This window comes from Ideonella sp. FW305-24, from assembly GCF_058788035.1.
This window is the reverse complement of the sequence record NZ_JBYTAI010000001.1, coordinates 298,819-312,589: the sequence shown is the minus strand read 5'-3', so window position 1 is coordinate 312,589 and position 13,771 is coordinate 298,819. Positions and strand designations below refer to the sequence as shown.

The following is a 13,771-nucleotide window of genomic DNA, read 5'->3' as shown; positions in this document are numbered from 1 at the left end:
AGGGGCCATGCGCGCCCTGGTCGATTTCCTGTTGAACGACTGGCTGCATGTCACGCAGCTGACCGAGCGGCCGCGCTTCGCGGACCACAGCGCCGAAACCTTCGCCCAGGTGCTGGACACCTGCGAGCGCATCGCGCGCGAAAAGTACGCGCCATTCAACCGGCTGGTGGACACCGAGGAGCCGAGGTTCGACGGCGAGAAGGTGATCCTGCCGCAGGCCACGCACGACGCCGTGAAGGCCTACGCGGCCTCCGGCATGCTCAGCGCCGCGCAAGACTACGAACACGGCGGCATGCAGCTGCCGTACACCGTCGAGGCTGCGGCCAACGCCTTCTTTGCCAAGGCTTCGGTCAGCATCGGCACTGGCATGCTGACCACCGGCAATGCCAACCTGCTGATGAAGCACGGCACCGAGTTGCAGAAGACGGTGTTCGCCCTCAACGAGTTCAGCGGCCGTTGGTCCGGCACCATGTGCCTGTCGGAGCCGCAGGCCGGCTCCAGCCTGTCTGACGTGGCGACCAAGGCTGTGCCCGATGGCGACGACTTCGAGGCCGAGCCCTTCGGCGCGCGCTACCGGCTGACCGGCAACAAGATGTGGATCTCTGCCGGCGAGCACGAACTGAACGAAAACATCATCCACCTGGTGCTGGCCAAGATTCCCGGGCCGGACGGCAGGCTGGTGCCCGGCACGCGCGGCATCTCGCTGTTCATCGTGCCGAAGAAGCTGGTGGACGCGCAAGGCCGGTTGACCGGCGAGCGCAACGACGTGGCGCTGGCCGGCCTGAACCACAAGTGCGGCTGGCGCGGCACCACCAACACGCTGCTGAACTTCGGCGAAGGCAGGTTCCCGGTGCGCGGTGGCCCAGGCGCCATCGGCTACCTGGTTGGCCGGGCCGGCGAAGGCCTGCGCTGCATGTTCCACATGATGAACGAGGCGCGCATTGGCGTGGGCATGGCGGCCACGATGCTGGGCATGGCGGGCTACGAGGCCTCGCTGGCCTATGCGCGGCAGCGGCCGCAAGGCCGGCCCATCACCGAAGGCGGGAAAGACGCTGCGAAGCCGCAGGTCCCCATCATCGAACACGCGGACGTGAAGCGCATGCTGCTGGCGCAAAAGGCGTATTGCGAAGGTGCGCTGGCGCTGGAGCTGTATTGCGCGCGGCTGGTGGACGAGTCGCACACCGGCACGCCGGAAGCGGCGGCTGAAGCCAGCCTGCTGCTGGAGGTGCTCACGCCGATTGCCAAGAGCTGGCCCAGCGAGTGGTGCCTGGAGGCCAACAGCCTGGCGATCCAGGTCCACGGCGGCTACGGCTACACGCGGGACTTCCCCGTCGAGCAGTACTGGCGCGACAACCGCCTGAACATGATTCACGAAGGCACGCACGGCATCCAGGCGCTGGACCTGCTGGGCCGCAAGGTGGTGATGCAGGGCGGTGCCGGCCTGAAGCTGCTGGCCACGCGCGTGGGCGAGACCATCCAGCGCGCAGGTCAGGTCCAAGGTCTGGCCGAACCGGCCAACGGCCTGGCAGCGGCGCTGCAGCAACTCGGCGCGGCCACCAAGTCCGCTTGGGCGACGGGCGTGCCGGAAGAGGCGCTGGCCAATGCTACGCCTTACCTGCAGGCTTTCGGCCATGTGGTGCTCGCGTGGATCTGGCTGGAGCTGGGACTGGCGGCAAAGCAGGCTGCACCTGCGACCGATGAGCAAGCCGCGCGCAACGCCGGCTTGCTGGCCGCGATGCGCTACTTCCACGCCTACGAGCTGCCCAAGATCGGCGCTTGGCTGGCGGTCGTCAGCCAACGCGAAGCGGTCTGCCGCGAGATGCAAGACGCCTGGTTCTGATCAAACGCACACACAAGGAGACACAGACATGAGCACCCCGATTGCCAAGTTGATGGACCTCAGCGGCCAGACGGCTCTGGTCACCGGCGGCTCGCGCGGCCTGGGCCTGCAGATCGCCGAGAGCCTGGGCGAAGCCGGCGCGAAGATCGTGCTGAGCTCGCGCAAGGCCGGCGACCTGGAAGAGGCCGCGGCCATCCTGAAGGCCAAGGGCATTGACGCCAGCTGGATCGCGGCCGATGCCAGCCAGCCCGAAGACGGCAAGCGCGTCGTGGCCGAGGCCATGCAGCGCCTGGGCCGGATCGACATCCTCGTCAACAACGCCGGCGCCACCTGGGGCGCACCGGCCGAGGACCATCCGCTGGAGGCCTGGGACAAGGTGATGAACCTGAACATCCGCAGCCTGTTTGTCTTCAGCCAGCTGGTGGCGCAGGCCAGCATGATCCCGCGCCGCCACGGCCGCATCATCAACGTGGCCAGCATCGCCGGCCTGGCCGGCAACACCCACGAGATGAAGACCATTGCCTACAACACCAGCAAGGGCGCGGTGGTGAACTTCACCCGCGCGCTGGCCGGCGAGTGGGGCGAATACGGCATCACCGTGAACGCCATTGCCCCGGGCTTCTTCCCCAGCCGCATGACCAAGGGCCTGCTGGCCGCGGTGGGGGAGGAGAACATGGCCGCCAAGGCGCCGCTGCGCCGCCTGGGCGACGACGACGACCTGAAGGGTGCCGCGCTGCTGTTCGCCTCCGCCGCGGGCAAGCACATCACCGGCCAGATCCTGGCGGTGGACGGCGGCGTCAGCGCCATCCATGGGGGATGATCAGGGCCATGCCGCCGGGCTGATTTCCGGCAGCCCAGCCTCCTGAGGATTCCATGTCGTCCACGCCCCAAGCCTTCCCGATCCCGATCCCGTTCGCCCACCACCTGGGCCTGCAGTTCTACGGCTGCACCGAAGACACCGCCGAAGTGCGGGTCTGGCTGCAGCCCCCGCACCTGAACGGCTGGGACGTGGCCCACGGCGGCCTGCTGATGACCATGCTGGACATTTCGATGGCGCTGGCCGCGCGCAGTGGCCAGATGGAAGGCCCCGGCGTGGCCACCATTGAGCTGAAGACCAGCTTCCTGCGGCCCGCCGAAGGTGAGTTGCGGGCCATCGGCCATGTGCTGCAGCGCACTGTGACCATGGCCTTCTGCGAGGGCCGCATCCTCAACAGCGCGGGCGACTTGTGCGCCCACGCCACGGCCACCTTCAAGTTCCTCCGCGCGATGCCGGTCAATCCGCACCGCGTGAACCCTGCGCAACGCACCACGCCCTCATCGGGCGACGCGTAAACGCGCTTCATCCCTACAAGGACCTTCAACATGTCGCTCATCAATCGCCAGATCCTGCTCGACAACCGCCCCACGGGCGAGCCCAGCGTGGCCAACTTCAAGCTGGTCGAGACGCCAGTCGCGGCGCTGGCCGACGGCGAGGTGCTGGTGCGCAACCATTACCTCAGCCTGGACCCCTACATGCGCGGCCGCATGAACGACAGCAAGAGCTACGCGCAGCCGCAGCCGCTGGGCGAGGTGATGATCGGCGGCACCGTGGGCGAGGTCGTCGAATCGCGCAACAGCCATTTCAAGGCGGGTGACAAGGTGGTCGGCATGGGCGGCTGGCAGGAGTACCAGCGCGTGGACGCCAACCAGCGTGGCGTGCTGCAGAAGGTCGACACGACGCACATCCCGCTGTCGGCCTACCTCGGCGCGGTCGGCATGCCGGGCGTGACCGGCTGGTATGGCCTGGTCAAGATCATCAACCCCAAGGCCGGCGAGACGGTGGTGGTGAGTGCGGCCAGCGGCGCGGTGGGGGGCGCAGTGGGCCAGCTGGCCAAGGCACGTGGCTGCCGCGTGGTGGGCATTGCCGGCGGGCCGGACAAGTGCGGCCAGGTGGTCAGCGAACTGGGCTTCGACGCCTGCATCGACTACAAGGCCCACCCGGACCTGAAGTCGCTTTCCAGGGCGCTGAAGGAAGCCTGCCCGGATGGCATCGACGGCTACTTCGAGAACGTCGGCGGCGTGATCCTGGACGCGGTGATGCTGCGCTGCAATGCCTTCAGCCGCATCGCGTTCTGCGGGATGATCTCGGGCTACAACGGCGACCCGATCCCGATGACCAATCCGTCGCTGATCCTGGTCAACCGCATGAAGCTGGAAGGCTTCATCGTCAGCGAGCACATGGGCGTGTGGCCCGAGGCGCTCAAGGAGCTGGGCGCGCTGGTGGCCACCGGCCAGCTGAAGTACCGCGAGACCGTGGCCGAAGGCATTGCCAGCGCGCCGGAGGCTTTCCTCGGCCTGCTCAAGGGCAAGAACTTCGGCAAGCAGTTGGTGAAGCTCGTCTGATGGCGGCGCTGGCGATCACCTGGCAATGGTCGCGCTTTGGCGACCTGTCGGCCCGCGACGTGTACGACGCGCTGCGGCTGCGCGCCGAGGTCTTCGTGCTGGAGCAGGCCTGCGCCTACCTGGACGTGGACGGCGTGGACCTGGACAGCTGGCACCTGCTGGGCCGGCTGGCGCAGCCCATTGGCGAGCTGCCTGCAGGCCAACTCGTGGCCTACCTGCGCATGGTGGACCCGGGCGTGAAATACCCCGAGCCTTCGATGGGCCGCGTGGTCAACGACCCGCGGTTGCGCGGGCAGGGCGTGGGCCGGCTGCTGGTGGGCGAGGCACTGCGCCGGGCCGACCAGGTGTGGCCCGGGCAGGGCAACCGCATCAGCGCGCAGGCCCACCTGGCGAAGCTGTACGGCGAGTTTGGCTACACGCTGGTGGGCGAGCCTTACCTGGAGGACAACATTCCCCACCACGAAATGTGGAGGCCGGCCCCATGAGCCAAGCCACCACGCCGGAGTGTCTCAGCCTGGTGCTGCACCACTACGAGGGCTCGCCGTTCTCGGAAAAGATCCGCCTGATCCTGGGCTACAAGGGCCTGGACTGGTACAGCGTGCACATCCCCGAGATCATGCCCAAGCCGGACGTGGTGGCGCTCACCGGCGGCTACCGCAAGACGCCGGTGCTGCAGGTCGGCGCCGACGTCTACTGCGACACGCGGCGCATCGTGGACCTGCTCGAGCAGCGCTGCCCCACGCCCAGCCTGTTCCCGGCGGGTGAAGCGGGCACGGCCAGCATGCTCTCGCAATGGGCCGACACCACGCTGTTCTGGGCGGCGATTCCGTACACGCTGCAGCCAGCCGGCATCGCCTACGCGCTGAAGGGCCTGCCGCCCGAGACCATGAAGGCCTTTGCGGTGGACCGGGCCAGCTTCACCGCCGGCATGCTGCGCCCGTCGCTGGGCGACCTGGCGGCGCAGCTGAAGAGCTACCTGAATTGGCTGGAAGCGCACCTGGCTGGCAGTGGCTACTTCATGGCCGGCGGCCAGCCCAGCGTGGCGGACTTCTCGGTCGCCCAGTCGATCTGGTTCATCCGCCGTGTGCCGCCGGTGGCGGGCGCGCTGGACGGCCACCCGAAGCTGCTGGCCTGGTACGAACGTGTGGCGGCCTTCGGCCATGGCCGCATGCAGCCGCTGGGCTCAGGCGCGGCGGTGGCACTGGCGCTGTCCAGCGGCGGCCGCTATGCCGAGACGTCGGTGGCACCCGGCCAGGGACTGGAAGCTGGCACGCAGGTCACCGTCACGCCGACCGACTACGGCCGCGACCCGGTGCCGGGCATGCTGGTCGGCCTGAACGACAGCGAGGTCGTGCTGGCCCGGGAGGACGCGCGTGCGGGCCGTGTGCACGTGCACTTCCCGCGCATCGGTTTTGCCCTCAAACCCGTGGCTTGAAGCACAAAAACACCGACAGGAGACAAGCATGAAGACATTCCAGGGCCGCACCGCGGTGATCACCGGCGCCGGTTCCGGCTTCGGGCTGGAGGCCTCGCGCATTGCCGCTCGCGAGGGCATGCGCATCGTGATGGCCGATGTGCAGCAGGACGCGCTGGACAAGGCCGTGGCCGAGATCCGCGGCCTGGGCGCCGAGGTGCTGCCGTTCCAGCTGGACGTGGCCAAGGCCGAGCGCGTGGAGGCGCTGGGTGCCGCCACGCTGGAGACCTTCGGCGCGCCGCACTTCGTGTTCAACAACGCCGGCGTGGGCGCGGGCGGCCTGATCTGGGAGCACACGCTGAAGGATTGGGAGTGGGTGGTCGGCGTGAACCTGATGGGCGTGGCCCACGGCGTGCGCGTCTTCACGCCGATGATGCTGGCAGCGGCGAAGGCCGACCCGTCCTACGAAGGCCACATCGTCAACACCGCCTCGATGGCCGGCATGCTGAACGCGCCCAACATGGGCGTCTACAACGTGACCAAGCATGCAGTGGTGGCGATGAGCGAAACGCTCTACCAGGACCTGGCGCTGGTGACCGACCAGATCGGCGCCAGTGTGCTGTGCCCGTACTTCGTGCCCACCGGCATCAGCCACAGCGAGCGCAACCGGCCGGCGGACTTCAACGACGGTGACCACAAGCCCACCAAGAGCCAGCTGATCGCCCAGGCCATGTCCGACAAGGCGGTGAGCAGCGGCAAGCTGACGGCCGAGCAGGTCATGCAGTGGGTGTTCGAGGCGGTGCGCAAGCGCCAGTTCTACGTCTTCAGCCACCCGCACGCGCTGGGCGGCGTGCAGATGCGCATGGAAGACATCCTGCAGCTGCGCAACCCGACCGACCCGTTCAAGGAGCGGCCGGAGGTGGGCGCGAACCTGCGGGCGCAACTCCGCAGCTGAGCTGCCATTCCCGTTCGGGCTGAGCCACCATCCCCGTTCGGGCTGAGCCGGATCCCCGTTCGGGCTGAGCCTGTCGAAGCCTTCCCCTTGCGGTTCAGCCGGCTCAGGCCTTGAAGGTCGGGATGCGCTTGCGGGCCACCTTGACCTGCACGGCAGGCGTCGCCTCGTTGGCATGCGGCCCCGGCCGCACCGAGTCACGCCACACGACCTCGGGCGGGAACTCGCGCTGCACCGGCAGCGTGAGGCCGTAGCAGAGGTTCAGCAGGAAGCGGCAGCCGTTGGCGGCCATGTCCACGCTGGGCACGCGCACGGTGCTCAGCGCGGGCGTGGTGTAGCGGGCCAGCACGCTGTCGTCGAAGCCCAGCACCGAGAGCTGGTCTGGCACTTTGACGCCCGCCTTGCCTAAGCAGGCAATGGCGGCCATGGCCATCGTGTCGTTCGCGCAGAAGAGGGCGCTGAAGTCCAGCCCCTGCGCCAGCAGCGCCTGCGCGGCGGCGTGCCCGCCGTCGAAGCTGAACTGGCCTTCACGCTGATGCGAGGGCGGAATGATCACGCCATGCTGGGCGAGTTCGGCATGGAAACCGGCCATGCGCAGCGCGTTGTCTGGCGCGGTGTGAAGGCCGCTGATGCAGGCCAGCTCGCGGTGGCCTTGCTGCAGCAGCGCATGCGCGGCCAGCCGGCCGGCGAGTTCGTGATCGGTCGAGAAGCAGTGCTCGGGCTTGGAAGGGCTGGTCTGGTTCAGCACCACCAGCGGCGCCTTCTCGCTCCACAGCATGTCCAGGTCTTCGGAGCTGAGGGCGTTGCTGACGACGAGCACGCCATCGCATTCCCTTTCGATCAGGAAGCGGATGCCGTCCAGCGCCCGCTGGCGGGCGTCACCATCGTCCGGCCCGGCACCCACGCCCAGGCCGCAGCCGTTGGCCGCGACCATGTGCCGGTTGGCACCGCGCAACTCGCCGTCCACCGCCTGCAGGATGGGACCGAAGAAGTCGCCGGCGAAGTCGTGCACGTAGATGCCCACCATGCCGGTGCGCTTGGTGGACAGCGCTCGCGCCGCGTTCGACGGGCGGAAGTTCAGCGCCGCCACCGCCTCCCGCACACGGGCCAGCGTCTCGGGCGAGACCGCGCCGTTGCCCGAGATGGCGCGCGAGGCCGTGCCCTTACCCACCCCTGCGAGGCGGGCGACGTCGGCGATGGTGGGCGTGCGGGTCATCAGGGCAGGATTGTCCTGGAAACGCTCACAGCCGGGCCTGCGTGCCGGGATCGAACAACGAAATGTGCGCGGCGTCCAGCGTGAAACCGACGTGGCCGTCGACCACCTGCGTCATTTCGGCCTGCAGGTCTGCTGCCAGTGACAGGCCTTGCGCGTCCAGCCAGATGATCTGGTGCGAACCCATCGGCTCCACCATCGAGACCTGCGCGCGGCCTGCCGTGCCGGTGGCTTCAGCCGAGGTCAGCGTCACGTGCTGGGGCCGCACGCCCAGCACCACCGGTTGGCCGACTGCGGGGGCCTGGGCAAACGGGTAGGCCGAGACGTCGACCTGCAGCGTGGGCGAGACAAAGCGCAGGGCTTCACCATTGCGCTGCAACTGGCCGGTGACGAAGTTCATGCTCGGCGCGCCGAGGAAACCGGCGACGAACATGTTGGCCGGCTTGGCGTAGATGGTGGCTGGCGTGTCGATCTGCTGGATCACGCCGGACTTCATCACCGCGATGCGGCTGGCCAGCGTCATGGCTTCAACCTGGTCGTGGGTGACGTAAATCATCGTCGCGCCCAGTTCCTGGTGCAGCGCTTTCAGCTCCCGGCGCAGCTCGCCGCGCAGCTTGGCGTCCAGATTGGACAGCGGTTCGTCGAACAGGAAAACCGAGGCCTCGCGGACCAGCGCGCGGCCGATGGCCACCCGCTGGCGCTGGCCGCCGGAAAGCTGGGCCGGCTTGCGGTGCAGCAGCTCGGTGAGTTGCAGCATGCTGGCCGCGCGCTTGACGCGCTTGGCGATCTCGGCTTTGGGCACGCCGGCAATGCGCGGGCCGAAGGACAGGTTCTTCTCGACCGACATCGTCGGGTACAGCGCATAGGACTGGAACACCATGCCGATGCCGCGGTCCTTGGGGTCGGCCCAGGTCACGTCGCGCCCGCCGATGGCCATGCGGCCGTCGTGCACGTCGATCAGGCCGGCAATGCTGTGCAGCAAGGTGGACTTGCCGCAGCCCGAAGGGCCGAGCAGCACGAGGAACTCGCCGGTGCCGACCTCCAGGTTCAGCTGGCGGATGATGTCGACGCCCGAGAGGCGGATGTCGAGGTCTTCGATGGTGACGGATGACATGTTCGGAAATCCTTTAGCCGATGCGGGACTGCCGCCGGGCCGCCCCAAGGCTGGCCCGCGCCCCCTCGGGGGGCTGTGAACGCAGTGAACTGGGGGTCAACCTTTGACCGCACCGGCAGCGATGCCGCGCACGAACCAGCGGCCGGAGACCAGGTAGACCACCAGCGGGACCAGCGAGGTCAGCAGCGTGGCGGCCATGTTGACGTTGTAGAGGCGCTCGCCGGTGGTGGTGTTGATCACGTTGTTCAGCTGCACCGTCATCGGCAGGTTCTCGCGGCCGGCGAAGACCAGGCCCAGCAGGAAGTCGTTCCAGATGTTGGTCAGCTGCATGATGACGGCCACCGCGATGATGGGCAGCGACATCGGCAGCATCAGCTGGAAGAAGATGCGCCAGAAGCCGCCGCCGTCGATGCGCGCGGCCTTGAACAGCTCGCCGGGCACGCTGGCGTAGTAGTTGCGGAACAGCAGCGTCATCACCGGCATGCCGAAGATGGTGTGGACCAGCACGATACAGGGCAGGGTGCCGAACATGCCGGCCGCCGAGAAGATGCGCACCAGCGGGTACAGCGTGACCTGGTAGGGCACGAAGGCACCGAACATCAGCACGCCGAAGATCACGCCGGCCCAGCGCACGCGCCAGAAGGACAGCGCGTAGCCATTGAGCGCGCCGAAGAACATCGACAGCACGGTGCTGGGCAGCACGATCTTCACCGAGTTCCAGAAGCCGACCTGGATGCCGTTGCAGTCCAGCCCGGTGCAGGCGCTGGACCAGGCATCGATCCAGGCGGCGGCGGTGGCATGCGTGGGCAGTGCGAACAGGTTGCCCAGCCGGATCTCGACCATCGGCTTCAGCGAGGTCGTGATCATCACGTACAGCGGCACCAGGAAGAAGGCCGCGGCGCTGATCAGCAGTGCATACAGGCCGATGCGCGCCGGGCTGAAGAACGCCCGCTTTGGCCGCGCGGTGTGGCGCGACCGAGGCGTGGCAGGCGGGGCGATGGTGGGCATGGGCGTGGTGGCGGTGTTCATGCGTGGCGTGCCTTTTTCGCTTGCACTGCACGGGCATACCACCAGGGCGTGAGCAGGGCCAGCACGGTCAGCAGCATCACGGTGGAAGCGGCGGAGGCCAGGCCCACGTTGGCGCGGCCGAACAGGTTGTCCATGATGAACTTGGCCGGCACTTCGCTGGCGTTGCCCGGGCCGCCCTGCGTCATGGCCACGACCACGTCGAAGACCTTGACCACGCCAACCGCCAGCAGCACGAATGAGGTGCCCAGTGCCGGGCCGAGCTGCGGCAGCACGATGCTGAGGTAGTAGCGCCAGCGCGGCACGCCGTCCACCCGCGCCGCATGCCACAGCGATTCGTCCACCCCGCGAAGGCCCGCCAGCAGCACCGCCATCACCACGCCGGAGGCCTGCCAGACGGCGGCAATGACGATGGTGTAGATGACCTGGTCCTGCTGCACGATCCAGTCGAACTTGAAGTCCGGAAAGCCCAGCGCCCGCACGGTGGACTGGATGCCAAGCTCGGGGTTCAGCATCCACTGCCAGACCAGGCCGGTGGCGACGAATGAAACCGCATAGGGGTACAGGAAGACGGTGCGCAGCACACCTTCGCCGCGCACATGCTGGTCCAGCAGCACCGCCAGCAGCAGCCCCAGCACCAGGCAGGCCGCGATGAACAGCACGCCGAAGACGGCGAGGTTCTGCACGGACACATGCCAGCGCTCGGTTTCGAAAAGCCGCTGGTATTGCGACAGGCCGACGAAGTCGTCCCGCGGGAAGATGCGCGAGCTGCTGACCGAGATGCGCATCGACCACAGCACGGTGCCGATGTAGACGCCCAGCGCGGTCAGCGCCATCGGCAGCAGCGCGATCTGCGCGGTGAGGGCCCGCCATGGCCGTGCCCGGCCCGGCCTGTGTCCGGAAGAAGAAATGGCCATGGCGGTTTCCTGTTTCAGCGCTTGACGGCGCTCAACCTTTGATGGCGCCTTGGAGCGCCTTGACCACGTCGTCGACCGACTGGTTGCTGTTCCAGAACTTGGTGATCACGTCCTGCACCGCGCCGACCATGTCAGGCGTCATCAGCATGTCGGGGTTGGCAATCTGCCGCGAGGCGTCCTTCATCGCCGCAACGCCCGCCTGGGCGCAGACGTCCATCTTGCCGGTGTCGACGTCGGTACGGATCGGGATCGAACCCTTCTTGTTGTTGAACGCCACCTGCGTGGCCGGCGAGGTGAAGACGGTGGCCAGCTTGTGCTGGGCTTCGATTTGCGCCTTGTTGGTCGTCTTCGGGAAGACGAAGACGTCGCCCGCCACCATGTAGGGTGCACTGGGCCCGAAGCCAGCGAAGCAGCCGAATTCCTTGCCTGCTGTCTGGCCTGCGGCGCCGAACTCGCCCTTGGCCCAGTCGCCCATGATCTGGAAGCCGGCCTTGCCGCTGATGACCATCGCGGTGGCGTCGTTCCAGTTGCGGCCCGGCGAGCCGGCGTCCACATAGCCGTGCAGCTTCCTCAGCGCCGTCATGGCCTTGCGGAAGGGCTCGGAGTTGACGCTGGCCACGTCATGGTCGCGGAAGAACTTCAGGTAGGCGTCCCGGCCGCCCACGTGCAGCACGAAGCTGTAGAAGGTGATCCATTCCTGCCAGCTCTGGCCACCCAGGGCCAGCGGCACCAGGCCAGCGGCCTTCAGCTTGTCCAGCGCGGCGAAGAACTCGTCCACCGTCTTGGGCTCACTCGCCACGCCGGCCTTGGCCAGCGCGGACTTGGAGTACCAGAACCAGGTCGGGTTGTGGATGTTGACCGGGACCGCGTAGTAGTGGCCCTTGATCTTGATGCTGTCGATGATGGGCTTGGGCAGGATCTTGTCCCAGCCTTCCTTGGCCGCCACCGGGTCGATGTCGTTCAGCAGGCCCTCGTCGATCACGTCGTGGTACTGCTTGGAGGTGTTGAACTGGGCGGCGGTCGGCGGGTTGCCGCCGGCGATGCGGTTGATGGCAGCGGCGCGGGCGTTGTCCGCACCGGCCACGGCCGCGTCGACCCATGTGCCGCCAGCCTGGTTGTAGGCGTCGGCCAGGGTCTTCACCGCGGCCGATTCACCGCCGGAAGTCCACCAGTGGATCACCTCGGCCTTCTGGGCGTGGGCGGCGTTGGCCGCGAGCGCGACGAAGGCGGCAGCGGCAAGGGTCTTGAACTTCATTGGGGCCATGGCTTTGTCTCCAGTATCTGTCTTTGAAATGACCGGGGGAAAGGGCCGCTTGGCGGCCTGTAGGGAAGCGAGCAGCGCGAAAAAGGGTTCAGCCCTGCTTGCGGGCGGCGAGGAAGGCCTGGAAGGCCAGCGCGCTGTCTTTCAGCGTGCGCTGCTGGGTCTGGTAGTCCACATGCACCAGGCCGAAACGGCGCTCGTAGCCGAAGGCCCATTCGAAGTTGTCCATCAGCGACCAGACGAAATAGCCGCGCACGTCCACGCCGGCTTCGATGGCCCGCGCCACCGCGGCGAAGTGGCGGTTCAGGAAGCTGATGCGCTGCGCGTCGTGCACCTGGCCGGCTTCGACCTGGTCGTCCGAGGCCATGCCGTTTTCGGTGATGAAGACCGGCGGCAGCTTGGGGTAGCGGGACTTGAAGTCCCGCAGCAGGTCTTCCAGGCCCTGCGGGTAGACCTCCCAGCCCATCTGCGTGCGCTCGACGTTGGGCACGTCGGTCTCGATGTAGCCGTGGCCGCCATCGCTCTTCAGCTGGGTGCGGAAGTAGTAGTTGGCGCCGAGGAAGTCCAGTGGCTGCGCGATGGTGGCCATGTCGCCTTCGAGCACCAGCGGCGCGCTGCCTGGCCACAGGCTGTCCAGGTCGGCAGGGTAGGCGCCCTTGAGCAAGGGGCCCAGCACCCAGTCGTTGTGCTGCAGCTCGAACAGCTGGGCGGCGCGCACGTCGGCCGGGCTGCTGGTCTCGGGCGTGCCGCGGCCGAAGTTGGCGACGATGCCGCGCTGCGCGCCTGAGTCGTTGGCCTTCAGCGCCTGCAGCGCCAGGCCGTGACCCAGCAACAGGTGGTGCATGGCCTGGCGGGCGTAGCGCACGCTGCTGCGGCCGGGTGCGTGGTGGCCGTTGCCGTAGCCCAGGAAGGCCGAGCACCAGGGTTCGTTCAGCGAGGCCCAGGAGGTCACGCGGCCTTGCAGCTCGCGGCTCATCAGGTCGGCGTATTCGGCGAAGCGGTAGGCGGTGTCCCGGTTCAGCCAGCCGCCGCGGTCTTCCAGGTGCTGCGGCAGGTCCCAGTGGTAGAGGGTGACGAAGCGCTGCAGGCCCTTGGCTTCGAGGCGATCCAGCAGGTGCTTGTAGAAGTCGATGCCTTTCTGGTTCGGGCGGCCCTTTTCGTCCATGACCCGAGGCCAGGCCAGCGAGAGGCGGTAGGCGTCCACACCCAGCGCCGCGATCATGTCCACGTCGGCTTCCCAGCGATTGAAATGGTCACAGGCATTCGCGCCGGTGTCGCCGTTCAGCACCTTGCCGGGCGTGTCGCAGAAGGTGTCCCAGATCGAGGCCAGGCGGCCGTTCGCGTGGGTGGCGCCTTCGATCTGGAACGAGGCGGTCGCCACGCCCCAAGTGAAGCCGGGCAGCGCCATGGGCGACTGCGGCGGCGGGGCGAGCGGCGGCAGGGGCGAAGGCGATGAGCTGGACATTGAGAGGTTCCTTGTTGGGAGCTGGCGGCCATGGGCGGGCCGGTTGTGGGCGCGTTGGGTGGAACGGATATGGAACCGGTTCCAATGGCTGGCATTGCACCAACGATGGCCGGCGTCGTCATTAGGGAGAACCCGAGCTTCTGCCGTTCCGAACCCGTGCCGGCTGTCACGGCGGCGGCGTCCGGGC

General features: G+C 67.7%; 13 protein-coding genes. 7 read left to right on the top strand and 6 right to left on the bottom strand.

The genetic code is table 11. The annotated features are described in order from the left end of the window. Positions 1 to 7 precede the first annotated feature (7 nt). From AC3WR5_RS01360 to AC3WR5_RS01330, 7 genes are read left to right on the top strand one after another with little or no spacing between them, the layout of a single operon-like run. The gene (locus tag AC3WR5_RS01360; protein WP_492481270.1) at positions 8 to 1,840 is read left to right on the top strand and encodes an acyl-CoA dehydrogenase; all 1,833 of its coding nucleotides are present in this window, start codon (positions 8 to 10) and stop codon (positions 1,838 to 1,840) included. A 28-nt stretch (positions 1,841 to 1,868) separates the two neighbouring features. Continuing rightward, positions 1,869 to 2,660 (top strand): SDR family oxidoreductase, encoded by a 792-nt coding sequence (locus AC3WR5_RS01355; RefSeq protein WP_492481269.1) that lies wholly within the window; start codon positions 1,869 to 1,871, stop codon positions 2,658 to 2,660. A gap of 53 nt (positions 2,661 to 2,713) precedes the next feature. Then, positions 2,714 to 3,172 carry a PaaI family thioesterase gene (locus tag AC3WR5_RS01350; RefSeq protein WP_492481268.1) on the top strand — a complete coding sequence of 153 codons (459 nt, stop codon included), beginning with the start codon at positions 2,714 to 2,716 and terminating at the stop codon, positions 3,170 to 3,172. Between the two features lie 30 nt (positions 3,173 to 3,202). Then, positions 3,203 to 4,222: an NADP-dependent oxidoreductase gene (locus AC3WR5_RS01345; RefSeq protein ID WP_492481266.1), complete on the top strand. Its 1,020-nt coding sequence runs from the start codon at positions 3,203 to 3,205 to the stop codon at positions 4,220 to 4,222. Then, a complete protein-coding gene (locus AC3WR5_RS01340; RefSeq protein ID WP_492481265.1) occupies positions 4,222 to 4,707 on the top strand; it encodes a GNAT family N-acetyltransferase in 486 nt (161 codons plus the stop codon). Before AC3WR5_RS01345 ends, AC3WR5_RS01340 begins: the two co-directional genes overlap by 1 nt. After that, on the top strand, positions 4,704 to 5,657 hold the full coding sequence (locus tag AC3WR5_RS01335; protein WP_492481263.1) for a glutathione S-transferase family protein: 954 nt from the start codon (positions 4,704 to 4,706) through the stop codon (positions 5,655 to 5,657). The genes AC3WR5_RS01340 and AC3WR5_RS01335 overlap by 4 nt, the downstream gene beginning before the upstream one ends. Before the next feature lie 28 nt (positions 5,658 to 5,685). Continuing rightward, positions 5,686 to 6,591: an SDR family oxidoreductase gene (locus AC3WR5_RS01330; protein ID WP_492481262.1), complete on the top strand. Its 906-nt coding sequence runs from the start codon at positions 5,686 to 5,688 to the stop codon at positions 6,589 to 6,591. A 103-nt stretch (positions 6,592 to 6,694) separates the two neighbouring features. On the opposite strand, the gene AC3WR5_RS01325 is transcribed toward AC3WR5_RS01330, so the two are convergent. From AC3WR5_RS01325 to AC3WR5_RS01300, 6 genes are all read right to left on the bottom strand, one after another. Beyond that, positions 6,695 to 7,804 (bottom strand): LacI family DNA-binding transcriptional regulator, encoded by a 1,110-nt coding sequence (locus AC3WR5_RS01325; protein WP_492481261.1) that lies wholly within the window; start codon positions 7,802 to 7,804, stop codon positions 6,695 to 6,697. Positions 7,805 to 7,829: 25 nt separating this feature from the next. Continuing rightward, entirely contained in the window at positions 7,830 to 8,915 is a 1,086-nt protein-coding gene (locus AC3WR5_RS01320) for an ABC transporter ATP-binding protein (protein ID WP_492481260.1), read from the bottom strand. Between the two features lie 96 nt (positions 8,916 to 9,011). After that, positions 9,012 to 9,944, bottom strand: a complete 933-nt coding sequence (locus AC3WR5_RS01315; RefSeq protein ID WP_492481259.1) for a carbohydrate ABC transporter permease — start codon at positions 9,942 to 9,944, stop codon at positions 9,012 to 9,014. Continuing rightward, entirely contained in the window at positions 9,941 to 10,858 is a 918-nt protein-coding gene (locus AC3WR5_RS01310) for a carbohydrate ABC transporter permease (protein ID WP_492481258.1), read from the bottom strand. The genes AC3WR5_RS01315 and AC3WR5_RS01310 overlap by 4 nt, the downstream gene beginning before the upstream one ends. Positions 10,859 to 10,889: 31 nt before the next feature. Further along, positions 10,890 to 12,122 (bottom strand): ABC transporter substrate-binding protein, encoded by a 1,233-nt coding sequence (locus tag AC3WR5_RS01305; protein ID WP_492481257.1) that lies wholly within the window; start codon positions 12,120 to 12,122, stop codon positions 10,890 to 10,892. Between the two features lie 88 nt (positions 12,123 to 12,210). Then, positions 12,211 to 13,584, bottom strand: a complete 1,374-nt coding sequence (locus AC3WR5_RS01300; protein WP_492481256.1) for a GH1 family beta-glucosidase — start codon at positions 13,582 to 13,584, stop codon at positions 12,211 to 12,213. Positions 13,585 to 13,771: the final 187 nt, after the last annotated feature.